General features: G+C 39.9%; 26 protein-coding genes. 5 read left to right on the forward strand and 21 right to left on the reverse strand.

From position 1 onward, the window contains the following. Window positions 1-120: 120 nt before the first annotated feature. Window positions 121-1503, forward strand: a complete 1383-nt coding sequence (locus JEP40_RS05450; RefSeq protein WP_198622764.1) for a hemolysin family protein — start codon at window positions 121-123, stop codon at window positions 1501-1503. 79 nt (window positions 1504-1582) lie between these two features. On the opposite strand, the gene JEP40_RS05455 is transcribed toward JEP40_RS05450, so the two are convergent. Next, window positions 1583-1789: a DUF1107 domain-containing protein gene (locus tag JEP40_RS05455; protein ID WP_036939412.1), complete on the reverse strand. Its 207-nt coding sequence runs from the start codon at window positions 1787-1789 to the stop codon at window positions 1583-1585. A 282-nt stretch (window positions 1790-2071) separates the two neighbouring features. On the opposite strand from JEP40_RS05455, the gene JEP40_RS05460 reads away from it, so the two are divergent. Beyond that, on the forward strand, window positions 2072-2632 hold the full coding sequence (locus JEP40_RS05460) for a YtfJ family protein (protein WP_198622765.1): 561 nt from the start codon (window positions 2072-2074) through the stop codon (window positions 2630-2632). A gap of 54 nt (window positions 2633-2686) precedes the next feature. Here JEP40_RS05460 and cysQ read toward each other — a convergent pair whose 3' ends face one another. Beyond that, window positions 2687-3427, reverse strand: a complete 741-nt coding sequence (gene cysQ / locus JEP40_RS05465; protein ID WP_006535732.1) for a 3'(2'),5'-bisphosphate nucleotidase CysQ — start codon at window positions 3425-3427, stop codon at window positions 2687-2689. 142 nt (window positions 3428-3569) lie between these two features. Then, a complete protein-coding gene (locus JEP40_RS05470) occupies window positions 3570-4190 on the reverse strand; it encodes an FKBP-type peptidyl-prolyl cis-trans isomerase (protein WP_198622766.1) in 621 nt (206 codons plus the stop codon). A 368-nt stretch (window positions 4191-4558) separates the two neighbouring features. Between JEP40_RS05470 and JEP40_RS05475 the strand changes: the two genes are divergently transcribed. Beyond that, window positions 4559-6007 carry an NAD-dependent succinate-semialdehyde dehydrogenase gene (locus tag JEP40_RS05475; RefSeq protein WP_198622767.1) on the forward strand — a complete coding sequence of 483 codons (1449 nt, stop codon included), beginning with the start codon at window positions 4559-4561 and terminating at the stop codon, window positions 6005-6007. A 228-nt stretch (window positions 6008-6235) separates the two neighbouring features. Here JEP40_RS05475 and zinT read toward each other — a convergent pair whose 3' ends face one another. The 3 genes from zinT to JEP40_RS05490 are packed head-to-tail and all read right to left on the reverse strand — an operon-like array spanning window position 6236 to window position 7275. Next, complete coding sequence (zinT, locus tag JEP40_RS05480; RefSeq protein WP_198622768.1) at window positions 6236-6883, reverse strand: metal-binding protein ZinT; 648 nt, start codon at window positions 6881-6883, stop codon at window positions 6236-6238. A 4-nt stretch (window positions 6884-6887) separates the two neighbouring features. Then, entirely contained in the window at window positions 6888-7013 is a 126-nt protein-coding gene (gene ykgO / locus JEP40_RS05485) for a type B 50S ribosomal protein L36 (RefSeq protein WP_198622769.1), read from the reverse strand. Window positions 7014-7026: 13 nt separating this feature from the next. After that, complete coding sequence (locus JEP40_RS05490) at window positions 7027-7275, reverse strand: type B 50S ribosomal protein L31 (protein WP_198622770.1); 249 nt, start codon at window positions 7273-7275, stop codon at window positions 7027-7029. Window positions 7276-7514: 239 nt separating this feature from the next. Between JEP40_RS05490 and JEP40_RS05495 the strand changes: the two genes are divergently transcribed. Further along, window positions 7515-9209: a hypothetical protein gene (locus JEP40_RS05495; protein ID WP_198622771.1), complete on the forward strand. Its 1695-nt coding sequence runs from the start codon at window positions 7515-7517 to the stop codon at window positions 9207-9209. A gap of 53 nt (window positions 9210-9262) precedes the next feature. Then, window positions 9263-9934 carry a LysM-like peptidoglycan-binding domain-containing protein gene (locus tag JEP40_RS05500; RefSeq protein ID WP_198622772.1) on the forward strand — a complete coding sequence of 224 codons (672 nt, stop codon included), beginning with the start codon at window positions 9263-9265 and terminating at the stop codon, window positions 9932-9934. An 88-nt stretch (window positions 9935-10022) separates the two neighbouring features. On the opposite strand, the gene rplI is transcribed toward JEP40_RS05500, so the two are convergent. From rplI to JEP40_RS05575, 15 genes are all read right to left on the reverse strand, one after another. Continuing rightward, the gene (rplI, locus tag JEP40_RS05505) at window positions 10023-10472 is read right to left on the reverse strand and encodes a 50S ribosomal protein L9 (protein ID WP_023583606.1); all 450 of its coding nucleotides are present in this window, start codon (window positions 10470-10472) and stop codon (window positions 10023-10025) included. Window positions 10473-10512: 40 nt separating this feature from the next. Then, a complete protein-coding gene (gene rpsR / locus JEP40_RS05510; protein ID WP_000135199.1) occupies window positions 10513-10740 on the reverse strand; it encodes a 30S ribosomal protein S18 in 228 nt (75 codons plus the stop codon). Between the two features lie 4 nt (window positions 10741-10744). After that, window positions 10745-11065, reverse strand: coding sequence for a primosomal replication protein N (priB, locus tag JEP40_RS05515; protein WP_036939458.1), 321 nt, complete (start codon window positions 11063-11065; stop codon window positions 10745-10747). 8 nt (window positions 11066-11073) lie between these two features. Next, window positions 11074-11472, reverse strand: coding sequence for a 30S ribosomal protein S6 (rpsF, locus tag JEP40_RS05520; protein WP_072069598.1), 399 nt, complete (start codon window positions 11470-11472; stop codon window positions 11074-11076). 176 nt (window positions 11473-11648) lie between these two features. After that, window positions 11649-12392, reverse strand: a complete 744-nt coding sequence (rlmB, locus tag JEP40_RS05525) for a 23S rRNA (guanosine(2251)-2'-O)-methyltransferase RlmB (protein ID WP_006535748.1) — start codon at window positions 12390-12392, stop codon at window positions 11649-11651. Window positions 12393-12480: 88 nt separating this feature from the next. After that, window positions 12481-14970 (reverse strand): ribonuclease R, encoded by a 2490-nt coding sequence (gene rnr, locus JEP40_RS05530; RefSeq protein ID WP_198622773.1) that lies wholly within the window; start codon window positions 14968-14970, stop codon window positions 12481-12483. A gap of 39 nt (window positions 14971-15009) precedes the next feature. Then, window positions 15010-15438, reverse strand: coding sequence for a nitric oxide-sensing transcriptional repressor NsrR (nsrR, locus tag JEP40_RS05535; protein WP_036939470.1), 429 nt, complete (start codon window positions 15436-15438; stop codon window positions 15010-15012). Window positions 15439-15864: 426 nt separating this feature from the next. Continuing rightward, window positions 15865-17163 carry an adenylosuccinate synthase gene (locus JEP40_RS05540; protein ID WP_072069601.1) on the reverse strand — a complete coding sequence of 433 codons (1299 nt, stop codon included), beginning with the start codon at window positions 17161-17163 and terminating at the stop codon, window positions 15865-15867. A gap of 451 nt (window positions 17164-17614) precedes the next feature. Then, window positions 17615-18619, reverse strand: coding sequence for a protease modulator HflC (gene hflC, locus JEP40_RS05545; RefSeq protein ID WP_069369876.1), 1005 nt, complete (start codon window positions 18617-18619; stop codon window positions 17615-17617). Between the two features lie 2 nt (window positions 18620-18621). Next, the gene (gene hflK, locus JEP40_RS05550; protein ID WP_198622774.1) at window positions 18622-19896 is read right to left on the reverse strand and encodes an FtsH protease activity modulator HflK; all 1275 of its coding nucleotides are present in this window, start codon (window positions 19894-19896) and stop codon (window positions 18622-18624) included. Window positions 19897-19988: 92 nt separating this feature from the next. Then, window positions 19989-21272 carry a ribosome rescue GTPase HflX gene (gene hflX / locus JEP40_RS05555; RefSeq protein ID WP_198622775.1) on the reverse strand — a complete coding sequence of 428 codons (1284 nt, stop codon included), beginning with the start codon at window positions 21270-21272 and terminating at the stop codon, window positions 19989-19991. A gap of 94 nt (window positions 21273-21366) precedes the next feature. After that, a complete protein-coding gene (gene hfq / locus JEP40_RS05560; RefSeq protein WP_072069604.1) occupies window positions 21367-21654 on the reverse strand; it encodes an RNA chaperone Hfq in 288 nt (95 codons plus the stop codon). Between the two features lie 109 nt (window positions 21655-21763). Then, the gene (gene miaA, locus JEP40_RS05565) at window positions 21764-22705 is read right to left on the reverse strand and encodes a tRNA (adenosine(37)-N6)-dimethylallyltransferase MiaA (protein WP_198622776.1); all 942 of its coding nucleotides are present in this window, start codon (window positions 22703-22705) and stop codon (window positions 21764-21766) included. Then, window positions 22674-24677: a DNA mismatch repair endonuclease MutL gene (gene mutL, locus JEP40_RS05570; RefSeq protein WP_198622777.1), complete on the reverse strand. Its 2004-nt coding sequence runs from the start codon at window positions 24675-24677 to the stop codon at window positions 22674-22676. The genes miaA and mutL overlap by 32 nt, the downstream gene beginning before the upstream one ends. A 23-nt stretch (window positions 24678-24700) precedes the next feature. Continuing rightward, window positions 24701-26026 carry an N-acetylmuramoyl-L-alanine amidase gene (locus JEP40_RS05575; RefSeq protein WP_198622778.1) on the reverse strand — a complete coding sequence of 442 codons (1326 nt, stop codon included), beginning with the start codon at window positions 26024-26026 and terminating at the stop codon, window positions 24701-24703. Window positions 26027-26038 lie beyond the last annotated feature (12 nt).

Below are 26038 nucleotides of genomic sequence, written 5' to 3' on the forward strand. Positions count from 1 at the left end.
AATTTCGTCCTCTTATCTATTTTTGTGAACAAATCCATCACAATATATTGATTTATCTTCTATTTTTAACACTCTAGTATTGCCCTTTGGATTAAATACTTGGGGTGATGTGAGCCTTATATGCTTAATAGTTTACTCATTGTGCTTTTGCTTTGTGCTATCAGCGCCTTTTTTTCGCTGTCTGAAATTTCTCTTGCCGCTTCTCGTCGAATTAAACTCAAACAACTCGTTGATGAAGGCAATATTAACGCTGCCCGCGTCTTAAAAATGCAAGAAATGCCAGGCATGTTTTTTACTGTCGTTCAAATTGGATTAAATGCTGTTGCCATTTTGGCGGGTATCGTCGGCGAGTCTGCATTCTCTCCTTCACTAAAAAGTTTCTACCTACAATTTTTTGAAGAGCCTCTAGCGCAGCAACTTGGATCTATCTGCTCTTTTATTATTGTCACATCAATGTTTATTTTACTGGCTGACTTAACACCAAAACGTATTGGTATGATTAAGCCTGAAGCCATCGCATTAAGAATCGTTAATCCAATGCGTTTCTGCCTTGCCTTTTTCCGCCCTTTGGTATGGTTATTTAATGGCATGGCTGATCTCATCTTCAAACTATTTAAAATCCCGATGGTCAGAAATGAAGATATTACTTCTGATGATATCTTCGCCATTGTAGAAGCAGGGGCTGTTGCCGGGGTTTTACGTAAACAAGAACATGAACTCATTGAAAATGTCTTTGAATTAGAATCACGCACCGTTCCTTCTGCAATGACCCCTCGAGAAGATGTGGTTTATTTTGATCGTGAAGAAACTGAAAACGATATTAAAGAAAAAATTGCCACCCAGCCTCACTCTAAATTTTTAGTTTGTGAAGGTGATATCGACCATATTATTGGTTATGTAGATTCTAAAGAGCTTCTTAATCGAGTTATCAATGGACAAAGCCTAAACCTCAATGAAGGCGTTCATATCCGCAAAGTGCTCATTATTCCTGATACATTAACACTCTCAGATATGTTAGAAAGCTTTAAAACATCAGGTGAAGATTTTGCCATTATCCTCAATGAATACGCCATGGTAATGGGTGTTATTACGCTAAATGACGTGATGACAACATTGATGGGCGACTTGATTGGACCAGGACAAGAAGAGCAAATTGTCAGTCGTGATGAGCATTCATGGTTAGTTGAAGGTGGTACACCAATTGATGATGTGATGCGTGCACTTGATATTGATGATTTCCCTGATTCAAGTAACTACGAAACTATTGCTGGTTTTATGATGTTTCGCTTACGCAAAATCCCCAAACGCACAGATTATGTGAAGTTTTCAGGGTATAAGTTTGAAGTTGTCGATATTGATAATTATAAAATTGATCAATTACTTGTGACAAAGATTGATGATATTCCTCCCGTTAAACCTGTCTTACAGGAGTATGTTCCTGTTACACAGACAACAACTACGGAAGTCGAAATCAAAAAAGATGAGAATAAAATTGCTGATTAGTTAGTAACTGAGCGAAATTAATAACTGAGTCTTATCTGAAAATTCAAAGAGAAAGACTCAGTTATCTATCAGATAAAAGTTAACCCATTTCAGCCTTAAGTAAAATAACCTGCTGGTTTACCTCACTCATAACATTAAAATGTAGCTTGTCTTTTATTTTTGGCAGTAAAATTTTGCCGTAATCAAATTCAAATGCACCCATTCCTTTGATGTAAAACCGTCCACGAAATAATGTCTTAACGTAGAGAGCAATTTTTTCAGGGTTATAGCGATTGAAGATTTTCATCTTTCAGTTAGTCTCCCATGCTCGTTGTTGAGTTTAATAAGTCATAAAGACTTATCTTTATATATCAAATTTAAAGACCTAATAATAAGTACTAGGTTCAACTTATTTAATTTTCTTATCTATTTTTACATTTATTGACAGAAAAGAATGTAAATCAAGATAACGTAAGCAATATCTTACCCTCTCAATGTTAAATAAATGTATCAAAAATGCGGTATTATTCTTCACTAGCTTCTATGCTTAAATAGAACCTAACGTCATCTCAATAATAGGACTATGGCTATGCACAAACTCACCTTAGCTGCACTTTTACTTAGCACATCAACATGGGTATTTGCCCATAACATCACTGAAAATACCGTACTTCCAGCCGTCACCATTAATGACAAAGGTGAACTACTTTATGACACAGCCAAAGATAAGTTTAGCTACCAAAATTGGAACAGTGGTCAGCTTAGTGGAAAAGTACGTACGGTTCAGCATATAGCAGGACGTAGTAAGGCAAAAGAGATGAATGCGCCGTTTATTGAAGCCGTTAAATTGGCCAAATTCCCGCAAGCGGGTTATCAAACAACGACAATCATTAATACAGATGATGCAGTATTTGGTACAGGTCCCTTTGTACGTGGCAGTGTTGAAGACAGTAAAAAAGAGTTTCCTTGGTCACAATTTATTGTTGATGCCGATGGTGCAGCATTAAAAGGCTGGGGGTTAGAAAAAGAGAACTCAGCGATTGTTGTACTTGATAAACAAGGCAAAGTACGTTTTGTGAAAGAAGGTGTATTAAGTGGTGCTGAGATAACCACAGCTATCAATCTTATCAATGATTTAATTAAAGAATAATGTGAGATATCGGAGCCTTTATTAAACAAAAGGCTCCGACCGCCTCTCTACATGCTAAAATATAGATACTCTAAATCCTGGATTTATCAGCGACTCTTTTGGGGAATAATCTAGCGTTACCCCTTTCCAATCTGTGACATGTGCGCCAGCAGCAATCGCTATGGCATGACCTGCCGCCGTATCCCACGTATGCGTGGGTCCAAAACGAGGATAAAGCTGGGCTTTACCTTCTGCAACAAGACAAAATTTTAGAGATGAGCCGACGGCGACCGTTTGATGTTCACCTAGCTGTGATAAATACTCTTTTAACTCATCATCTTGATGAGAACGGCTGATCACTATCACAGGGGGTTCTGCCCGACTTGCATGAATGGGTAATCGCTGGCCACACTCCTCTTTCCACGCTTTTTTATTGGCAGCCGCATATAACACATTTTGCACTGGTGCATAAACTACCCCTAAAACCGGAATACCCTTTTCGATTAAGGCGATATTTACCGTAAACTCACCATTTTTACTGATAAATTCTTTAGTACCATCTAATGGATCAATTAGCCAATACCGATCCCAATGACGGCGAACTTCCCATTCAGGTGGATCTTCTTCAGATAATTGAGGTATATCAGGAGCAATAGAAGCAAGTCCTTGTTTGATAATTTGATGAGCGGCTAAATCTGCTTCTGTAACAGGTGAATTATCACTTTTTTCCTGCACTTGGATCGGCTCGGATTGCTGATAAATCTGCATTATCGCCATACCGGCTTGGCGGGCTAATTTGCTGACTTGTTCTAACATAATGCACCTCTCTTATTTCTATAAGCATGATCACTTCTCTTATAAAAATCAATTACCCTACTATCTCGTTATTTTAGTATAGAGACAACAATAGCCGGCAAAACCGGCTATTTTTTACTCTTATTTACCGCAGAATAAGAAATTATAAAATTTCTAATAATTCTACTTCAAATACTAATGTTGCGAATGGAGGAATAGCCGCACCTGCTCCGCGTTCGCCATAAGCTAATTGATAAGGAATATATAATTCCCATTTAGAGCCTACTGGCATTAATGTTAATGCTTCAATCCAACCTGCGATAACGCCATTTACAGGGAATTCCGCTGGCTGACCGCGTTGAACAGAACTATCAAATACAGTGCCATCAATTAAACGACCTGTGTAGTGAACACGAACATGATCAGTACGTGCAGGGATAGCACCTTCACCCGCTGTCAGTACTTTATACTGTAAACCTGATTCAGTAACTTGAACGCCTTCATTGTTTACGTTTTTTTCTAAGAAAATTTTGCCTGCATCAGCCAGTTCTGCTTGGCGTTCTTGGCGAACAGCTTCAGCACGCTCATGCATAGTACGTAAGGCATTGTGTAATGTTTCAACAGGTACAGAAGGCGCATTACCTTCTAATGCATCGGTCAAGCCAGCTAACAGTGCTGCGGGCTCTAATCCTTGAAGACCTGATTCAGTCAGCTGTTGACCGACTTGCAGACCAATACCGTAACTTGCCTGTGATTCGATAGAATCAAATGATGGTTTTGACATGAAAAATACCGTTTTTTATGAAAGTTAATCCCAAGAATAACAGTGGTAAGGTACAGCGTAAACCTTCTGTCTTGAGTAATGGGAATTATTCGTTAAAAACCTAAACAATTGACTCTAGTTATCCTGTTTTTAGCACTTTTTTAGTGTGATTTGCCATACTTATTTTCACAACATCGCAACACAAGCATATACTTATAAGTAGGCATAAAACTGTCTAAATCTATAAATATCAATATATATACTCTAAATAATTCAAGTTATAGTCAGGCGGAGAGGCATATAAAGCGATGTCACTCGACTCGCTAAGCATAGTTAATCCCCTGTGGCTTGAAGTATGACAAGTATCGATGTGTTCAGAGAGGTATTAAGTGAAGATAACGACAAACCCCTATTTCCGCGAACAAGGCTATATTAATGGCCTTTGGTGTAACGCTAAAAATAACGACACGGTTGATGTCATTGATCCCGCAACTGGCACACTTTTGGGTACTGTTCCTAATATGGGAACGCAAGAAGCAATAATGGCAGTTGATGCTGCACAAAAAGCCTTACCCCAATGGCGTGCACTAACAGCTCATCAACGTAGCGTATTATTACAAAATTGGTTTAAATTAATCACTGAAAACAAGAGAAAACTTGCTGAATTAATGACATTTGAGCAAGGAAAACCTGTTGCTGAAGCTGAAGGCGAAATTACTTATGCAGCTTCTTTTATTGAGTGGTTTGCTGAACAAGGTAAAAGAACCAACGGTGAAATCATACCCTCACCTTCTGCTGATAAACGTTTGATGGTGATTAAACAAGGTATTGGTGTTTGTGCCGCCATCACGCCCTGGAACTTTCCTGCTGCAATGATCACCCGTAAAGCCGCACCTGCATTAGCTGCGGGTTGTACTATGGTGATTAAACCGGCCAATGAAACACCTTATACCGCTCTAGCTTTAGCTGAATTAGCAACTCAAGCGGGTATTCCAGCTGGTGTTATTAATATTGTCACTGGTGATGCTATTAAAATTGGTGAGGTCTTTACCTCTGATAATCGTGTTCGCAAATTAAGTTTTACTGGCTCTACGGGTGTTGGACGTTTATTAATGCGTCAATGTTCTGATAGCGTAAAAAAAGTCTCTTTAGAATTAGGCGGTAATGCGCCATTTATCGTATTTAACGACGCAGATATTGATAAAGCGGTTGAAGGTGCCATGGGTGCTAAATTCCGTAATGCAGGACAAACTTGTGTTTGTGCTAACCGTTTCTATATCCATAAAGATGTTTACCAACAATTTAGTGAGCGTTTTGTCGTCGCTGTTAAAAAACTTAAAGTCGGTAACGGTTTTGAAGAAGGTGTCACTATTGGGCCTCTGATTAACCGTAAAGCTATTGAGAAATCACAATCATTGCTTGCCGATACACTCAAACGGGGTGCAACACTGCTTTGTGGTGGAGAAAGTGATAAAGCGGGTGAAAACTTTTTCCAACCTACTGTTATCGGCAATGTGCCCGCTGATAGCCATATTCTTGAAGAAGAGATCTTTGGCCCTGTCGCACCTTTAGTTATTTTTGAAAATGAAGATGAAGTGGTGCATTTAGCCAATAACACCATTTATGGCTTAGCCGCTTATTTTTATAGTGAAAATCCACAGCGTATTTGGCGCGTTGCCGAAAATCTAGAATACGGCATGGTGGGGATTAATACGGGATTAATTTCCAATGAAGTGGCGCCATTCGGTGGTATTAAACAGTCAGGTTTAGGCCGTGAAGGTTCCGAACATGGTATTGAAGACTATATGGAGATGAAGTATCTCTGCCAAGGATTATAAATAATCTTTACTCCACTCATAAAAGTAAGTCAGCATGGATGCTACTGCTTTTTCCCTTGCTATTTTTTCTTATTATTAAAAAATATTAAAAATCCTTTATTTAATATAAAGATATGAAATCAGATTTATATATCTTCAATTTTTTTATATCACGTAATTAATTTAAAAAATCCAGCATTCCTTTGCTGAAGATTTTTATTATTTCATTTTCTATTTATTTTATTTAAATCAGTGATAAAGCATTTCATGAACAATATCATCTGCTTTCATAGAATAAGGATAGTAAGTTGGCCAGTTACTTAGCTCTTTAAGTAATTCATCTTGCGATGTATTACCCATATATAAATGGAAGTGTTCCGCTTTTTCTGGCGCAATAATGTGGTCGCTAAATTGAATAAATTTTGGTGCTTGGCTTTTGGCATCATCACAGCGAAAAAGATAACGCACTCCTTTTTTACCTGATCCATAATGTAAAATACGATAGCCATCATAGTGATATTCACAACGCTCTACTTTTTCACCTTGATGAAATTCAATGATATTATTTTCAATACCAATCATATCAATGTCTGTTTTATACCCTTGAGTATAATAAGCACGATATTCTTCAATCGTTTTATCTTTTTTAGTTTCTGCTTTTTTCTGTAAAACCTCATCTAATTCGCCACTACGAAGATAAGGTTCAACGGATTGCCATACTCCTTCCCAATCACTAAGTTGACGATCGAGAACATCCTTGTCCTCAAAAATACCATTAGCAGCATCTCTTTGTGCTTGTGTTTGTACTTTTTCATGATGATGCCCATGAGCTAAAACAGACATCGTGCTACTCAACAATCCCATAATCAAAACACAAGAAAGTATCGGTCTTTGCATGATTTTACCCCTGAACTGCTTTAAAACGCGGATTTGACTTACAAATCACATAAAGGCGACCACGGCGACGCACAATCTTACAATCAGGATGACGCTGTTTTGCACTTTTTAATGAACTTAATACCTGCATTTTTCTTTCCTTTTTACTTAACAAAACGGCCAAAACGTTTATTAAAGCGCGCCACATTACCTTCTTGAGAATGTGTTTTTTGCTTACCGGTATAAAATGGATGAGATTGAGAAGAAACATCTAACGTGACATAAGGGTAAGTTGCCCCTTCATACTCTATCGTTTTTTCCGTTTTGATGGTTGAACCTACTTTAAAGTAAGCATCTGCACTTGTGTCATAAAAAATGACAGTTCGATATTGTGGATGAATGCCTGGTTTCATATAAAACCCCAACTCTATAATGTAATGTTATAATATAACAATATTGAATCACAGTAATGTAACGTTTTTTAATTTCATTGACCAGTTTTTTTTAGTCTATTTTTTATCTTAAGAAAAAGGAGGCTGTTTTAAGTGTGTACTTTTTAAGTGATATAAGTGGATTTTCTGGCCTTTTTTTATCCAATTTTTCTATTTTCCGCTAGAGTTATACTAAGACGGCAAAACAAATAGGACATATTATGACTAATTGGCGTGATAAGCTTTTCAATAAGTCACCTCTGTCTATCGATCTTAATATAGACTTTCCTAACGTTTTTCCCGCTTCTGCCCCTTCGCTTTTTTCACTGTTAGTTCCTTATGAAATAGGCGATATGCCTTTACCTGATGAATTAAATCTATTGTCAGAAAGCCATTTAAAAGATAAATCAAACAATGAGTCTATTCCTTTCAGTTGGTCAGCAGGAGCTCGCGAAGGCATTATTCTGCATCAACGGATAGGCCGCGCGATTGAACAACAACCGTCACAACAATCGTGTGAGGAATTCGTCCTATCACTCTATAACGCAATCAAACATGTTGTGCTTTTACCCGATAAAGATCATGTCACTTCTTTTTATGCAATAGCCTGTCAGGATAAACTCGCCCCGATAACTTATCTTTCCCATTTGATTGACCAAATAGAACAAGATGAAGCATTGTTTGAAAATGAGATCTATTTTCAATTGATCTTATGGATATTAAAACTGAGTCCTGATAAGAATCCCGTTAAAATTGCTTTAGGATTGTTAGGATCATTTCATGATAATACTTCTCAGCGTTTGCTTTTATTATTTGCTCTTCATCCTGAATTTACACTCTATGCTATTCGTTCACTAAAAAAACGCCTTTCTTGTGAAGAATTTGAGCCTTTTTTATATTCACTTGGCCAACGTACTAAGGGCTGGGGACGTATTCAATTTATTGAATTTCTGCCAACAACACTTTCGGTAAATAATCGTTATTGGTTACTCACTAAAGGCTATAAAAATAATGTAATGACAGAATATGTCGCTTATGACTGTGTAACAAAAGGCAAATTATTAGAAATGCTACATACGCATCCTTTAGATAACACACTGCTACTAGGTTGTAGTGATTTATTGCGTGCATTGCTTAATGGTGGCCCAGCAAAAGATATTTATGATTACATTGAAGGTGCTCAAGTTTGCAAAGCATTTATTTCACAAGTCGATGCATTGCCACCCAAAGAGCTAAGATTGCTTCATTGTGTCTGCGAAATCGCTGATTTTGTACAAAATAGTGGTGAAGATTGGTTATTACTCGAAACGTTAGGGTGGAATGACCATGGTCAACAGCAAATTATGTCTGTCTCACAAAATATTATTCAAAAACCAGAGTGGTCAACACTCATTATTGAAGCATTACAACATCCTTCTCGCTCAAAAAATTACCAAGCAAGTTTAGTAGCAAAATCTCTTCGTCTTGATATTTGGGAATTGCTGTTTTCACTGCAAAAAGATAATCCCAATGCAGACTGGTGGCATCAGTTAATGCAAACAGATGCTTCTCATAAAATAGAAAGAGTAGTCAAACTTGCAGAACAACAAATTGAATTAACACAATTAAATAGTACAAATGATCCATTAATAGCTACTGACTCTGAATATCAGCCTCATCATGCCGTTGAATACATTATGCAAGATCTTGGTGGTTTTCCCGGTATCGGCTGGTCACTCATCAAACGGCAGTTACGTAGCCCAACATTGCGTGATAGAAATATGGCGCTGAATGTTCTTTCAACTTGGTCTGATACATTATTGCCTCATGATCTTTATGCTGAATTAACACAAGCCTTAACCATAGAAACCGATAAAAATGCTTATCAACGTATAAAGCTATTTTTAGTTAACCATCAAGGAAATGAAGAACATTAATGGTTAGAGCGAATAGATAATTCTGAAAAGAATTCAGGGAGCAGGTTAGGATCATGGTTCGTGCTAGTATGGCTACAAGGAATAAAAAAGATGTTACAGCAATTCATAATACTGATTCACAGATCAATAACGAGGTGAATATGGGCAAATTCCCTGGCTTACATCGTCGAGCAATACTGGTTATTGCCGTGGTTTTGTTGGTCTTATTTTTTTGGCCAACAAGTGAAAATAATAGTGAGCCACCTCAACCGTCATCATCGACGCAAGATCTTCCTGTACCAATTGCACCATCAGTCACTAACGAAGATCCAATTTATCAAGCACCGATCCCTCAAGCACAGGATAGCTTAAACGCCGATCAAGGAACGGAGCTTTCTATTGAGAATTCATCAACGACAAACAACATAGATGAAGACATTGATCAAACAGCGCGACCACAAGAGCCCACTTCAACATCTGCACAAAAATGGCAAACATATACTATTAAAGAAGGGCAAACCTTAGCGCAACTCTTTAGAGATAATCAACTGCCAGTAAATGATGCTTTCTCTATGGCAAAATCTGAAGATCAACAAAAATCATTAAGCCAACTACGTTCAGGGCAGGCAATTCGATTACAACGCAATCCACAAGGCGATGTTAGTATGCTGGAAGTGACAAACAGTGCAGGTACTGTCATTACTTACACACGCTTAAGTGATGGAAGTTATTACCGCACTCCATAGAAATTAAGGTAAAAAGATTAAATTCATTCAAAAAAAACGCCAGCTAAGCTGGCGTTTTCTTTATCAACATTAACTGTTTAATCAAAGATTATTCAGCAACGATGATAACATTCAGTTCAGCGAATACGTCACTGTGAACTTGGAAGTGAACTTCGTGGTCACCAGTAGTACGCAGAACGCCATTTGGCAGGCGAACTTCGCTCTTACACATTTCAACGCCAGCTGCAGTTACTGCATCAGCGATGTCACGAGTACCGATTGAACCAAACAGTTTACCTTCGTCACCCGCTTTAGAGCTGATAGTGACAGAACCCAGTGCATTGATCTTCGCTGCACGAGCTTCAGCTGCTGCTAAAGTTTCAGCTAATTTAGCTTCTAACTCAGCACGACGCGCTTCGAAAAACTCGATGTTTTTCTTAGTCGCAGAAACAGCTTTACCCTGTGGGATTAAATAGTTACGAGCATAGCCCGATTTTACGTTAACCTGATCACCCAGGCTACCCAGATTCGCTACTTTATCAAGCAGAATAATTTGCATTACCTTATCCTCTACAAGTCATTAATGGACTATATACCTATTACTGATGACGATCAGTATAAGGTAATAAAGACAGGTAGCGTGCGCGCTTGATAGCACGAGCCAGCTGACGCTGGTATTTTGCACGAGTACCGGTGATACGACTTGGTACAATTTTACCACTTTCAGTGATATAGTTTTTCAGCGTAGCGATATCTTTATAATCGATCTCTTGTACGCCTTCTGCTGTGAAACGGCAGAACTTACGACGACGGAAATAACGTGCCATATGGCTAGTCTCCAGAATCTATCAATTCAATCTGCTCGGCATGAAGCACCAATTTAAACAATCCATTTCGCGCCTGATGGCTACTAATGAATCCTGAAACGGTGATTTGGCTGCCGACCGTTATACTGTGAGTAACTGCTTGTAACGCTTTCCCGCTAGCAATAATGGGCATTCGACACCATGATTGTCTTTTTAATCCCGCCTCTTCTTGCATTGAACGATGTTCAATAACAAATTGACAGTGCGGGATCCCAGCGGGGCTAACTTTTCGAATTAATGCCTTGCACACTGTGCCAGTTAGCACCAAATGATTATTAGCCGTCACAGCACTAATTACTCTTCAGAATCCTCTGCTACATCATCAACTTCATCTTCTTCATCGAGGTCATCAGCGATATCACGACGGCGTTCGTCTTTTGCTTTAACCATTGGAGAAGCTTCAGTTACTGCGTGTTTAGTACGCATGATCATGTTGCGGAGAACGGCATCGTTGAAACGGAAAGTAGTTTCCAGTTCATCAATCACTTCCTGCGGAGCTTCAACGTTCATCAGAACGTAGTGTGCTTTATGCAGTTTGTTGATTGGATAAGCTAATTGACGACGACCCCAGTCTTCTAGACGGTGGATCTGACCATTTGCATTAGTGATAGCGGTTTTATAACGCTCGATCATGCCCGGAACTTGTTCGCTCTGGTCAGGATGAACCATAAAAACGATTTCGTAATGACGCATTTGATATTGCTCCTTACGGATTTATCAGCCTCCTGTCAGGGTCAGTCACCACCCATGGAGGCAAGGAACTTGTTTAAGTTGTGACTGAAAAAATTGACGCGTAACTATACCCCCGCAGTCAATAAAACTCAAGGGAGTACAGAGAATAAAATAAACTAAGCGATTATTTTACGCTCTTATTTCACAATAATACGCTGACGCATTGCTTCAAATAAACAGACTCCTGTTGCTACGGAGACATTTAATGAAGACACCGTACCCGCCATTGGGATACTGATAAGTTCATCACAATGCTCACGCGTTAAACGGCGCATTCCTTCACCTTCAGCGCCCATCACTAAAGCCATAGGACCGGTGAGCTTACTTTGATATAAAGTATGGTCGGCTTCCCCTGCAGTACCGACAATCCAAACGTTCTCTTCTTGCAAAAAGCGCAATGTACGAGCAAGGTTAGTCACTTTAATTAAAGGAACACTTTCCGCCGCACCACATGCGACTTTTTTTGCTGTTGCATTTAATTGTGCAGAACGATCTTTGGGAACGATAACAGCATGTACACCAGCTGCATCTGCGCTACGTAAACACGCGCCTAAATTATGTGGATCTGTTACACCATCTAACACTAATAAGAAAGGTGTACCGACTTTAGCTAATAAGTCGGGTAAATCTTGTTCTTGGTACTGACGGCCAGGTTTCACTTTTGCAATGATACCTTGGTGAACAGCACCTTCCGTTTGACTATCTAACCACTGACGATTAGCCACTTGAACTAAAATACCTTGAGCTTCTAATTCATGGATGACGGGAGTTAAACGGCGATCTTCACGCCCTTTTAATACATAAACTTCTTTAAAACGTGCAGGATCACGCTCAAGCAATGCTTTTACTGCGTGAATACCATAAATAATTTCTTCGCTCATAGCGGTGCTTACTCATTAAAAAATAAAAGGCACAAAACAGATAAAAGGCGGAGACTCCGTCTTTTAAAAAAGAACGAGAAAACAAATCTTATGCTTTATCGCGTTTAGCTGCGCGCTTAGCTTTAAGCTTTGCTTCTATCTTTTTGGTTTGTGATGATGCTTTCTTACGTTTACTGCTCGCTTTATCTTTAGCGACTTGGTCTTTTACAGCTTTGTCTTTGTTTGCATTACCTTTAGCTGATTTTCCTTTTTTAAAGGCACTATCTGGCTCAAAGTTTTTATCTTTGCTTGCATCACGACGTCGAGACTTACTAGAACTTGCATTTTTCTTATCTTTCTCACCTTTTAACCCACGAACTCGTGCTGTTTTACCCGGGTTACGCGCTGTGCGTGTTGTTGAAATTAAGGAGAAGTCGATAGTACGTTCATCCATACTGACTGCTTCAACTTTAACTTCTACTTCATCACCAAGGCGATAGACTTGTCCTGAAGACTCACCAATTAAACGTTGCCCCACATTATCATATTGATAGTAATCATTATTTAATGTAGAAACATGCACTAAACCATCGATAAATAGATCATTTAAGCGAACAAAGAAACCAAAGCCCGTTACACTGGTGATAATGCCGGTAAATTGTTGACCAATTTGATCCAGCATAAAGTCACATTTCAGCCAATCAGCCACATCTCGGGTTGCTTCATCAGCACGGCGCTCCGTCAAAGAACAGTGCTCACCTAATTGCAACATGGTGTCCATATCACTATGGTAACCACCTGTTGGGGTCCAACGCTGTGATCCATGACCTTCTTGTTTGGCAATTTGATATTTAATTGCTCGGTGTAAGGCTAAATCAGGATAACGACGAATTGGCGAGGTAAAGTGTGCATAAGACTTCAATGCTAAACCAAAGTGTCCACGATTTTCAGGATCGTAAATCGCCTGTTTCATGGAACGCAAGATCATAGTTTGTAGCATTTCACGATCAGGTCTGTCTTCAACCTCTTTCATGACACGCGCATAATCTGCTGGCTCTGGTGTTAGTCCACCTGGCAATGTTAAACCTAATTCATTAAAGACTGAACGTAAATTCAGGACACTTTCTTCTTTCGGTTTATCATGAATACGGTATAACGCAGGCTCTTCATTCTTCTCAACAAAACGAGCTGCGGCGATATTCGCTAAGATCATGCACTCTTCAATTAATTTGTGTGCATCGTTACGAACAACAGGCTCGATACGTTCAATACGACGCTCTGCATTGAAGATAAATTTCGCTTCTTCAGATTCGAACCCAATTGCACCACGTTGCTCTCGTGCTTTATCAAGAGCTTGGTATAACTCATACAGATGCTCAATATCTTGAACGATAGGTTTATAGTGTTCACGCAACTCTTCATCGCCTTGAATAATCTTCCACACTTTGGTGTAGGTCATTCGTGCATGAGAACTCATCACCGCTTCATAGAATTTATAAGAAGAGAGACGACCTTGCTCAGAAACGGTCATCTCACAGACCATACATAAACGGTCAACTTGTGGGTTTAGTGAACACAGTCCATTAGACAGAACTTCTGGCAACATAGGGACAACTTGAGAAGGGAAATAAACGGAGTTTCCTCGACTACGCGCTTCTGTATCTAATGCCGTTTGTGGACGCACATAGTAGCTAACATCAGCAATTGCGACCCATAAACGCCAACCACCACCTTTTTTACGTTGGCAGTACACGGCGTCATCGAAATCTCGCGCATCTTCACCATCAATTGTAATTAAAGGCAAGCCACGTAAATCAACACGGCCTTCTTTGGCAGATTCAGGCACTTCTTCTTTTAAATCAGCGACTTCTTTTGTAACTTTTGCAGGCCAAGTATAAGGAATTTCATGAGTACGTAATGCGATTTCTACTGCAATACCCGTTCCCATTGTTTCGCCTAAAATTTCGACAATACGACCTACAGCCTGAGTTCGTCGAGTTGGTCTTGTAGTGACTTCAACCACTACCACATTACCCATACGCGCACCCATGATATCTTCTTTAGGAATAAGAATATCAAAGCTTAAACGGCTATCATCAGGTACAACAAATCCCATACCAGCTTCAATAAAATAGCGACCTACAATTTGGTTATTTCTTGGCTCAATAACACGCACTACGCGACCTTCACGGCGACCTTTTCTATCCATACCCAAAGGTTGGGCTAGAATAACGTCGCCATGCATAGTTTTTTTCATTTCATCTTGTGAAAGGTAAAGATCATCTTTTTGACCTTCTGCACGTAAAAAACCATAACCATCCCGGTGACCAATTACCTTACCTTTCCATAAATCAAGGCGCTCAGGTAACGCATAACATTGGCGACGGGTAAAAACTAACTGACCATCACGCTCCATCGCTCTTAAACGGCGGCGTAACGCTTCTAGGTCTTCTTCTCCAGAAATTTTTAACGCCTGCGCTAAATCTTCACGGCTCATGGGGGCCGTGCGCTTTTTCATTTCTTCTAAAATATATTCGCGACTAGCAATTGGAGAGGCGTATTTCTCTGCTTCTCTATCTTGAAAAGGATCTTTTGACATTATGACCTCCAAGCTATCAGATTTGATGAAATAGTAGACTCAAACATCTTCTAATAACAATTTATATAAGGAGCTATTGTTTTCAACTAGCTCTGCGAGTGTGTGACGGTCTAACTCTTTCAAAAACTGCTCAATCGCCTGATTTAAAACCAGTTTTAATCGACAAGCTGGGGTAATGTGGCAAAACTCAGCACTACAGTTTACTAATGAAAGTGGCTCTAAAGCACGAACAACATCGCCAACAATGATGTCTGTTGCAGGCTTGCCTAAACGGATCCCTCCATTTTTACCACGAATAGCCTCAACAAACCCCAAATGGCTCAGTTGATTAATAATTTTCACCATATGGTTACGCGATACACCATAAACTTGCGTCACTTCTGTGATGCTCGTCATTTTGCCTTCTGGCAGTGAAGCCATATATATCAATGCTCGCAATCCATAATCTGTAAAACTGGTTAATTGCACAATGACCTCTGAAAAGTGGTTTTCCCTATTAAATTTGTTAAGGGATAAGTAATTAGTAATGAGAATATCATTTTATTAAGCAATATTATGTTTAATTTTTGGACATTTAGCAAAGATATGCTCAAAAGTGGGTTATTTCCGTCCCTCACTTGACTACTAACAAAATAATAGCGACATCACAGGCAAAGAAAAAGCGATACTGTCGATTTTCAACAGATCGCTTTTCTATTTCTGCCATTACAACAATAACATTGTCTTATTGTTTTTACTCATTACTGATAAAACAGAAGCAAAACCGAGTGTAAAGCTGTCTTATCTTATTGTGTAACAAGTATTTTTATCTTTAATTCACCAACAAACAGATACGAAAAAATCGCCCCTGTCATTTTCAGGGACGATTTTCACATCAAGCCTATTTAATGCAAATTAAGCATCAAATGGATGACGGAGAATAATAGTCTCTGAGCGATCTGGACCTGTAGAAACGATATCAACAGGAACACCAGTTAACTCTTCTACACGTTTGATGTAGTTTAGTGCTGCTTGTGGCAGTTGAGCGTGATCTTTCACGCCAAATGTCGTTTCGTTCCAACCCGGCATTGATTCATAGATAGGCTCGATACCTTCCCAATCATCAGCAGCTAAAGGTGTTGTATCAATCACTTCACCGTTTGGTAAGCGATAACCTACGCACAGTTTCACTTCTTTCAGACCATCTAATACATCCAGTTTAGTCATGCAGAAGCCAGACAGTGAGTTGATTTGAACAGCGCGACGAATAGCGATGATATCTAACCAACCAGTACGACGGCTACGACCCGTGGTTGCACCAAACTCTTGGCCTTTCTCACGTAGGAAGTCACCCACTTCATCAAACAGTTCAGTTGGGAATGGACCTGCGCCGACACGAGTAGAGTATGCTTTGATGATCCCTAATACGTAGCCAACATAGCGAGGGCCTAAACCTGAACCTGTTGCCACGCCACCTGCTGTGGTGTTTGAAGAGGTTACATACGGATAAGTACCGTGGTCGATGTCTAATAAAGTACCTTGTGCACCTTCAAACATCACTAACTCACCGTTTTGTGTTGCTTTGTACAGTAAGTCAGAAACATCAACAACCATACCTGTCAAAATATCAGCGATTGCCATGATATCGTCTAAGGTTTTTTGGTAATCAACCGGTTCAACTTTGTAGTAGTTCACCAGTTGGAAGTTATGGTATTCGATGATTTCTTTGAGTTTTTGTGCAAACGCTTTTTTATCAAACAGATCGCCAACACGTAAACCACGACGAGCAACTTTATCTTCGTAAGCAGGACCAATACCGCGACCTGTTGTACCGATAGCTTTCTCGCCACGCGCTTTCTCACGCGCATTATCTAATGCGATATGATAAGGAAGGATTAATGGGCAAGCTTCAGACAGAAGTAAACGAGAGCGAACAGGAATACCACGATCTTCAAGTTGGGTCATTTCCTTCATCAGCGCTTCTGGCGATAAAACGACACCGTTTGCTATGATGCTAACAACATTTTCACGGAGAATGCCTGATGGGATTAAATGAAGAACGGTTTTTTCACCGTCGATGACTAGAGTGTGACCCGCGTTATGGCCACCTTGGTAGCGAACAACATATTTAGCGCGTTCTGTCAGCAAATCGACTATCTTGCCTTTGCCTTCGTCACCCCACTGGGTGCCCAATACGACAACGTTATTACTCATTTCAAAATACACTCGGTTGCTTAAAAAAGGATTCTACCATCTCAAATCAAGAGTTACAGTAGATTTTATCTAATTATGTCATCCCCGCTTTTAAGCAATAGATTATCTTGCCATTGTCAATATTTTTGCCCGAAAAATCCGCACCACAAAAGTATTGTGACTTTTATCAACAGTTTTGATCGCAAAAATAGGAAGCAGAGTGACATAAAAGTGAAAATGGCGAAGAAGACGCTTCGGAATTGCCGAAGGTTAATCTTGAAATGCAATTTTCACTTTATACTATCCCAGCTAAAGCCATTTTGGAAACCATTAAGGGTAATTTTTCATCTTAATCAGCACAATTATTTATTTTTCTACTAAGTAATTCTTTTTATCTTATTGATATCAAAAAAAATCCCCCACTTATTAAGGTGGAGGATTTTTATTATTTATTCAACCTAACGCGTTTTAATTACTCTTCAATCGCACGCGCTTTTGTTGGTGCTTTCATATAGCGTAAGAAATCGCTATCTGGGCTTAACACCATGACGTCATTGCCGTCTTGATTAAAGCTCTTCTCATAAGCACGTAAGCTACGAATGAATGCATAAAAGTCAGGATCTTGGTTGAATGCATCAGCAAATAGTTTTGTTGCTTGTGCATCACCTTCACCGCGAAGACGTAAAGATTCACGCTCAGATTCAGCTAATGTTTCTGTTACTGTCTTATCCGCTGCTGCACGAATTTTCACCGCTTGCTCTTGACCTTGTGAACGGTGACGACGAGCAACCGCTTCACGCTCTGCACGCATACGCTGATAAATCGCCTCAGAAACTTCCATAGGTAGGTTGATTTGCTTGATTCGAACGTCAATCACTTCAATACCTAATGCCGCCATACTGTTCATATTGATAGCAGGAGCTTGGCCTTTAGTTTCTTCAGCCACTTTCTTCGCTGCAATGGCAATAGCATCATCAGCAGCACTCGTATCACGAGAAGGTGTACCTTCATTCAGTGCATTACGGACATCAATGGTTAAACGACCACGAGAATCTGTAATAATTTGATTTACGCTCATACGACCAATTTCAGAACGTAAACGGTCACTGAATTTACGACGCAGTAAAGTTTCAGCTTGCGTTGTATTACCACCACCTGTTGCCAGATAGTAAGTACTAAAATCACTGATACGCCATTTTAGATAAGAGTCGACTAATAAGTCTTTATTCTCACCTGATAAAAAACGGTCTTGCTGGATATTCATAGTTTGAATACGCGCATCCAGTTTTTTCACATTCTCAATAAATGGGATTTTAAAATGAAGACCCGGCTCATAAACAACAGGTTTATTTTCAGCATCACGCACAACTTTTGCGAAGCGTAAAATGATACCACGCTCATATTGTTGAACGACAAATACAGAGGAGTACAACAACGCTAAAATAATAACTGCAACAACAGCGATAACTTTACGCATGATTATTGTCCTCCTTGATTATTGCCGTAAGGCTGACCATAACCGCCATTATTACTACCATATCCACCATTACCATAAGTCGTTGTTGCTGGTTTTTGTGTCGGTGTTGGATTTACAGTTGGAGCAGGTGCGGGCATACGAGTCGGCGCCTCAAGGGTATTTGATACTCCCGATTGAGATGGCTGACGTAGCATTTGCTCTAAAGGTAGCACTAACATGCTGTTACCTTTATCATTTGCAATGACTTTACGTGTTTTCGATAGCACTTTTTCCATCGTTTCAATGTAAAGACGTTCACGAGTAATATCAGGAGCTGCACGGTACTCAGGTAAGATTTTAGCAAAGCTAGCTACCTCACCCTCTGCTCTCATCACCACACTGGTTTTATACGCTGTTGCTTCTTCAATCATACGTTGTGCATTACCTTTAGCTAACGGTAACACTTCGTTTTTATAAGCTTCAGCTTGACGAATTGTTTTTTGTTCTTCTTCACGAGCCGCAATTACGTCATCAAATGCCGCTTTTACAGCTTCTGGTGGGCGCGCAACTTGGAAGTTGACGTCCACAATAGAGATACCCATATTATAAGGGCGGATAGTCTCTTCTAATTCTTGACGCGTCTGGTCACGAATTTCTGAACGGTTTGAAGTCAGAATTTTTTCCATTTCTGAACGACCAATAACACCACGTACAGCACTGTCAGTTGCTTGACCTAAGCTGTTAATAGGTGTTGTAAGGTTAAACAGAAATGTTTCTGGATCAGAGACAACATACTGCACGTTTATCTCAACTTGAACCATATTTTCATCTGACGTTAACATCATGCCACCCGTAGTTAAATCACGGATAGTTTTCACGTTAACAGGCTGAACCTCATCAACAAAAGTCGGTTTCCAGTTCAGGCCAGGTTCAACGATTTGGTAAAATTTACCAAAACGAGTCACGACACCCTGTTCTGCTTCTTTAATGGTATAAAAACCACTTGCAGCCCAAACTACGATAACCGCACCTAATGCAAGAGAAATCAAAAGATTTCCAGCATTACCACGAGGCCCGCCATTTTGCCCAGAAGAGGAGTTCCCACCTTTTTTACCGCCGAAACCACCAAGTTTTTCACTCAGTTTACGGAACATATCATCGAGATCTGATGCTCCACGATTCCGACCTCCTTGATTACCGTTGGAGTTACCGTTGCCATCGCCATTATTATTGCCGCTGTTTCGGTTACCCCACGGGTCGCGGTCTTGTCCGTTGTTACCGGGCTGATTCCACGCCATGTTCTAGCTCCATTATTATGATTAGATTTATCAGGCTTAAGAGCCGATTTCGTCACCAGCTCTCAGTTAATGTTCTTTTTTATGGCCGAATATCAGACCACGTAATCCAATAAATTGGGTTCCTGCTTGCAAAGGCGACGCCAGTCTACCATAGGCATACGTATGATTAGCCCAACTTTACCGTCTTTTTCAATCCATTCACGTTCTATTGACTGTAATTGATAAAAACGACTACGCAAGCGCCCTGTATCTTCTGGCGGTAAACGTAATTCAAAGTGTGCGATCTCACCTGAAAGACGTTCTGTCAACGCCTGATATAACAGAGGAATACCTTCGCCTGTTTGTGCCGAAACCCAAACCCTAACGGGTAAGTTTTCTTCATTTCGATCAATTCTTGGAGTGAAGTCTTCAAGAAGATCAATTTTGTTCATGACATGCAGTGTCGGTATTTCTTGAGCATCTATCTCTTCTAATACACTTTCAACTGCATGAATATTATCCTCAAAACGGCTATCTGCTGCATCAATAACATGAAGAAGCAAGGTTGCTTCTCGTGTTTCTTGCAAAGTCGCTTTAAAAGCAGCAACAAGATCATGAGGTAAATGTCGAATAAATCCAACGGTATCAGCCAAAACAACCGTTCCTACATCATCAACTTGAATACGTCTTAGTGTAGGATCCAATGTTGCAAACAACTGATCTGCCGCATACACATCAGAACAGGTAATATGATTAAATAAACTCGATTTCCCTGCATTTGTGTAACCAACAAGGGATAATGTTGGAATATCAGCTTTACTCCGCGCTTGTCTTCCTTGTTCACGCTGACGCTCAACCCTACCCAATCGCATTAGAATTTGACTAATTTTACCTCGAAGTAAGCGGCGGTCTGTTTCTAGCTGAGTTTCACCTGGTCCTCTTAACCCTATCCCCCCTTTTTGTCTTTCAAGGTGAGTCCACCCTCTGACTAAACGAGTTGATAAGTGACGTAACTGGGCGAGTTCTACCTGTAGCTTTCCTTCATGAGTTCTTGCTCTTTGAGCAAAAATATCAAGAATAACTCCCGTGCGATCAACCACACGACATTCACAAAGTCTTTCCAGATTTCGTTCTTGTGCAGGTGTCAGTGCATGATTAAATAAAACAACATCTGCACCACTTGCTTTTACAGCCTCGGCAATTTCTTCTGCCTTACCTTCACCCACATAATATTTGGGATGAGGCGCTTTACGATTTCCTGTAATAATTTGAACTGGCTTAACACCCGCAGATGTCACCAAGGATTCAAATTCTTGCAAATCATCAACATCCTTTTCTTGAGAAAAGAAGACGTGCACTAAGACGGCGAGTTCGCCACCTTCATAACGATCAAACAAAGGCGAAACCTCTTGGACTTTATAAAAACAGGAAAAAACATAGGTAAAGTCTCCCTACCTATGTTTTTCTTATATCAAGAATAATAATGGATAATTATTCTGCAACATCATCCTGCTGAGTAGCGCTACCGCTATAGCCTGTACCAGTTTGGTTCGTACCTGTGTTGCTATGATGAGAAACAGGACGTGAAGGTACCACGGTAGAGATAGCATGTTTATATACCATCTGGCTTACTGTGTTTTTCAGCAAAATAACAAATTGGTCAAAAGATTCGATCTGACCCTGCAATTTAATACCGTTTACCAAATAGATAGAAACGGGAACCCTTTCACGACGTAATGCGTTCAGGAAAGGATCTTGCAAAGATTGCCCCTTAGCCATTCTATGTTTTCCTTATTTTGTTGTTTTATATTAGAACCCAATTGGTTCGAAAAATGAACTACTCAAAAATTGCGCTTTGGCAACTATCAATTTTACACAAACCTACCATCTATGCACTAACTACCTGCAAAACAGTGTCAAGAGATTGTTTCGGATCTTCACTATCAAGCCAGTGAATATCATTCCAGCCTCTTAACCAGGTGATTTGTCGCTTCGCTAATTGCCGGGTAGCACAGATCCCTCGATAAACCATCTCATCATAATCTATTTCGCCTGATAAATATGACCACATCTGGCGATAACCGACACAACGTACAGAAGGTAAATCTTCATGCAAATCACCCCGTTCATATAATGATTTTACTTCATCTTCAAATCCACACGTTAACATCTGTTTAAAACGTGCTTCAATGCGTTGGTGAAGAACATTTCTGTCTTTCGGAGCAATCGCAAATTGGTAAACATCATAGGGCAAAGATTCGCCTGATATTTTTGTCAATTCGGTCATTGTCTTACCTGAAATCAGGTAAACTTCTAGCGCACGAGAAAGCCGTTGAGGATCATTAGGATGTATTCGTTGCGCAGCAACGGGATCAACTAATGCAAGCTCTTTATGTATCGCCTCCCATCCTTGCTCTGTTGCTTTTTTCTCTATTTCAGCACGAACATCAGAATTGGCACTAGGCAAAGGCGATAGACCATCAAGTAACGCTTTAAAATATAGCATAGTCCCACCGACTAATAGTGGAATTCGCCCAGCAGCTGTAATTTCTTCCATTGCACTTAATGCATCTCGGCGAAAATCTGCTGCTGAGTAAGGTAATGCCGGGTCTAGAATATCAATTAATCGATGTGGCGCAAGCGATTGCTCTGTCGCATCTGGCTTTGCTGTTCCGATATCCATACCACGATAGATAAGAGCAGAATCCACACTAATAATATCTACAGGTAGTTTTTGTCTTAGTGCTATTGCTAATGCTGTTTTACCTGACGCTGTAGGCCCCATTAAAAAAATAGCTTTAGGTTTTATTTGTGTGTTTACATCGCTCATTATTTAATGCCGCTACCACCGGTTGTAATTCTATTAATTGTAATAAGTTTTTTGCTGGCTGTCTGACATTTTGAGGACAAAGTCTTTCAATATCTGCCAATAACCCGACCGCTTGAGCTTGTGACCATGTTGGTTGCTCTGCGCTTATCTGTTTTGCAAACCACTGCCCAATTTGTTGTTTTGTACATGATTTTTCAATCGATAAATACGCTAATAAAGCGGTCAATAACACGGGTAAATTTTGCTGACGCAAAGGCAATGGGACTGCGTATATTGTTGCTTTACCCTGTGAAATTTCAATAGTAATACCAAAATCACTGATTAATGCGTGAAACTGATTGAATACATTAATTTCTTCTTTACTCAATGCTAATTTTAAAGGCACTAACAAAGGTTGGGGCTTCAATGTTTCATCTTTAGGCAATAATTGCGCACATTTTAACAGAAAATCAGCTTGTTCCAATGATAACAGCCCAAGACCTTGTGAAGATTCTATTAACGCATATTTCTGCTGATAAATTGCCAATACTCGCCCAAAAGTATAATCAGTTTGCCCTTCTTTCGCATTGACAGAACGAGGCATCACCGAAATCACATTTTCTTCAACATTATTAGTTGTATGAACGATTTCATCTAAATTCAATGGGGCACGCTCAGGAAATAATGGTATTTTTTCTTTATCGTTTGATGTAGAAGCACTTTCTTGCATCATTTTTTGATAAAGTATGCCTTGTGTACGTTGATAGCTTTCACCAAACTGACGATTTTCACCGAATTGACGAGGTTGTTTTTGATGATGAATATCCCGTTCATTAACTTGATGTGACTGGACTCTATTAGGGGAGCTTTGACTAATTGGCGCTTGATAAGGCTGTGAAAATACGTTTTCACCTGCTACCTGACGATTTTCAGGAAAACTCAACGCGATTTCATTATCTTCGTCTTTATCTAAAGTCTGTGATAAAGGCGCCTGTGTGGCTTGTCGTAAAACGCTCAACACACCTTGATAGATAAAATCATGTACCAAACGTGATTCATGAAAACGGACTTCATGTTTAGCTGGATGAACATTAACGTCCACTTGATGAGGATCAACGCTCAAATAGAGGATATAAGAAGGCTGTTGTTCTCCTTGCAGATACCCATCATAAGCCTGACGAATAGCATGATTAATCAACCTATCACGCATCATTCGTCCATTCACATAGCAATATTGAATGTCACTGCATTGTACTGGCGATAATGGGTGTTCTATCCAACCTTTTATTGCTAAATCACCGTGTTCCCACGATAAATGCATTGATTGATTGACAAAGTTATTACCGCAAATCGTACTCAAACGACGGTTTTGCTGGCTTTCATCTTTTACTGCGCGGTATTGACGAACACGTTTGCCATTATGGGTAAGATTAATAGAGACATCAAAGCGCGATAACGCAATTCTACGAACCACCTCATCAATATGTGCAAATTCTGTTTTTTCAGTGCGTAAAAATTTACGTCTTGCCGGCGTGTTATAAAACAGATCAAGAACTTCAACCGTACTACCCACAGGATGAGCTGCAGGTTTAACGATAACGGCCATATCTCGGCCTTCAGCGTAAGCTTGCCACGCTTCATCTTGAGATTGGGTACGTGAGGTCAGCGTTAGACGAGAAACAGAGCTAATACTGGCCAATGCTTCTCCACGAAATCCCATACTTATTATGGCTTCGAGATCATCGAGACTTGATATTTTACTAGTTGCATGACGAGCAAGTGCTAACTTCAAATCATCACGATTGATACCACACCCATTATCACGAATGCGGATGAGTTTGGCGCCACCTTTATCAATATCAATATCAATCGAGGTCGCACCTGCGTCTAAACTGTTTTCCAGCAACTCTTTAACGACAGAGGCTGGTCTTTCAACAACTTCCCCTGCGGCAATTTGGTTTGCAAGCTGAGGAGGTAATAAATTTATCGCCATTACCTTTATTCCATTTTACTCAATCAATTAGGCGCATTTTGTAAAGGGTGAGCCAGAAAATAATTTTTTAAACCCGCGTGAATCGATGCCGCGAGTTTCTCTTGATAAGCATCAGAAATCAGTAATTGCTCTTCGGCTGCATGACTAATAAAACCCGTTTCAACTAAAATTGAAGGGATATCTGGTGAACGTAACACGCCTAAACTTGCATGTTCTGGTGTCTTTTTATGCAAAGAACCTACTTTTCTCAACTCAGATAACACAGCAACAGCAACGTCATACCCCACACGCTGTGAATTACCAAACTGCAAATCAAGTACCGTTTGACTTAAATAAGGATCAGCCCCATCAGATAAAGCATCACCTGCACCACCAAGTAATTCAGATTGCTTTTCACTTTGTTCAAGCCATTTACCTAATTCACTGTTTGCACGACGATTAGAAAGCACCCACACAGAAGCTCCTCTTGCACTGCGATTAGGTGCAGAGTCTGCATGGATAGAAACTAACATATTCGCATTTTGCTTGCGGGCAACTTCCGAACGCCCTGCAACGGAAATAAAATAGTCACCATTACGCGTTAATACAGGTTTAAACATCGGATCGTTATGTAAACGAGCTTCTAATTTTCTTGCCACACTTAAAGTGACATCTTTTTCACGATTACCTTTCTGACCGATCGCTCCGGGATCTTGTCCACCATGACCCGCATCTATCGCAATAATAATCTGACGAGAGCCCGCTTGTGGTTTTGATGGAGTGGTACGTGGTTTCACAATAGGAGCAATTGGGGCAACCTCAGCTTTAGGTGTCATGGTTAAAGGTGCCATTTCCCTATTTGTATTTGAAGTTGACGCTGCCATTGTTGTCGGTGATAAAGCGACCACATTCACTGTGGGTTGAGAGTGATTATTTTGTCGTGCATTTATTGGTTTGATAGTGAGCACTAACTTATAACTACCACTTATATTCATTAGACTTTCAGTCACAACAATTGGCTGGGCAAGTTCCAAGACCATACTTTGGTATTGGTTATCTTTTGATTGTGTTGCACGAATTTTATGAACTAACTGCCCGTTGCCTAATATTGCAGGTAACCCTGTTATTTTTGTGCTCTGTTTAAAATCCATCACCAAACGGTCAGGACTTTTTAATGAATAATATCGATAGCTAGGCTTCCCATCACTAAAAGAGAATGTGAGGGTTGTTACTGAACTGCCATTTTCTACTTTTACTTCTGTCACAGTGGCAGCTTGCGCTATTTGCACAAAGAAAAAAGATAAAACAACCAACAGAAAGACAACAACATAGCGCTGACTTTGACTCACAATGGTGATGAGACTCGACATAATCAATATTCC

It is taken from the genome of Proteus vulgaris (assembly GCF_016239305.1).
Lineage (GTDB): Bacteria > Pseudomonadota > Gammaproteobacteria > Enterobacterales > Enterobacteriaceae > Proteus > Proteus vulgaris_C.

Excerpts from the sequence above, each read along its gene's own strand:
- rpsF (WP_072069598.1), bottom strand. The coding sequence starts at position 11,472 with ATGCGTCATTACGAAATCGTTTTTATGGTTCATCCTGACCAGAGCGAA.
- JEP40_RS05575 (WP_198622778.1), bottom strand. The coding sequence starts at position 26,026 with ATGTCGAGTCTCATCACCATTGTGAGTCAAAGTCAGCGCTATGTTGTT.
- cysQ (WP_006535732.1), bottom strand. The coding sequence starts at position 3,427 with ATGTTAGAACAAGTCAGCAAATTAGCCCGCCAAGCCGGTATGGCGATA.
- zinT (WP_198622768.1), bottom strand. The coding sequence starts at position 6,883 with ATGCAAAGACCGATACTTTCTTGTGTTTTGATTATGGGATTGTTGAGT.
- mutL (WP_198622777.1), bottom strand. The coding sequence starts at position 24,677 with ATGGCGATAAATTTATTACCTCCTCAGCTTGCAAACCAAATTGCCGCA.
- rlmB (WP_006535748.1), bottom strand. The coding sequence starts at position 12,392 with ATGAGCGAAGAAATTATTTATGGTATTCACGCAGTAAAAGCATTGCTT.
- rplI (WP_023583606.1), bottom strand. The coding sequence starts at position 10,472 with ATGCAAATTATTCTGCTTGATAAAGTAGCGAATCTGGGTAGCCTGGGT.
- hfq (WP_072069604.1), bottom strand. The coding sequence starts at position 21,654 with ATGGCTAAGGGGCAATCTTTGCAAGATCCTTTCCTGAACGCATTACGT.
- rpsR (WP_000135199.1), bottom strand. The coding sequence starts at position 10,740 with ATGGCACGTTATTTCCGTCGTCGTAAGTTCTGCCGTTTCACAGCAGAA.
- JEP40_RS05500 (WP_198622772.1), top strand. The coding sequence starts at position 9,263 with ATGGTTCGTGCTAGTATGGCTACAAGGAATAAAAAAGATGTTACAGCA.
- JEP40_RS05495 (WP_198622771.1), top strand. The coding sequence starts at position 7,515 with ATGACTAATTGGCGTGATAAGCTTTTCAATAAGTCACCTCTGTCTATC.
- rnr (WP_198622773.1), bottom strand. The coding sequence starts at position 14,970 with ATGTCAAAAGATCCTTTTCAAGATAGAGAAGCAGAGAAATACGCCTCT.
- miaA (WP_198622776.1), bottom strand. The coding sequence starts at position 22,705 with ATGAGCGATGTAAACACACAAATAAAACCTAAAGCTATTTTTTTAATG.
- hflK (WP_198622774.1), bottom strand. The coding sequence starts at position 19,896 with ATGGCGTGGAATCAGCCCGGTAACAACGGACAAGACCGCGACCCGTGG.
- JEP40_RS05460 (WP_198622765.1), top strand. The coding sequence starts at position 2,072 with ATGCACAAACTCACCTTAGCTGCACTTTTACTTAGCACATCAACATGG.
- JEP40_RS05450 (WP_198622764.1), top strand. The coding sequence starts at position 121 with ATGCTTAATAGTTTACTCATTGTGCTTTTGCTTTGTGCTATCAGCGCC.
- JEP40_RS05490 (WP_198622770.1), bottom strand. The coding sequence starts at position 7,275 with ATGAAACCAGGCATTCATCCACAATATCGAACTGTCATTTTTTATGAC.
- ykgO (WP_198622769.1), bottom strand. The coding sequence starts at position 7,013 with ATGCAGGTATTAAGTTCATTAAAAAGTGCAAAACAGCGTCATCCTGAT.
- JEP40_RS05540 (WP_072069601.1), bottom strand. The coding sequence starts at position 17,163 with ATGAGTAATAACGTTGTCGTATTGGGCACCCAGTGGGGTGACGAAGGC.
- JEP40_RS05455 (WP_036939412.1), bottom strand. The coding sequence starts at position 1,789 with ATGAAAATCTTCAATCGCTATAACCCTGAAAAAATTGCTCTCTACGTT.
- hflC (WP_069369876.1), bottom strand. The coding sequence starts at position 18,619 with ATGCGTAAAGTTATCGCTGTTGTTGCAGTTATTATTTTAGCGTTGTTG.
- JEP40_RS05470 (WP_198622766.1), bottom strand. The coding sequence starts at position 4,190 with ATGTCAAAACCATCATTTGATTCTATCGAATCACAGGCAAGTTACGGT.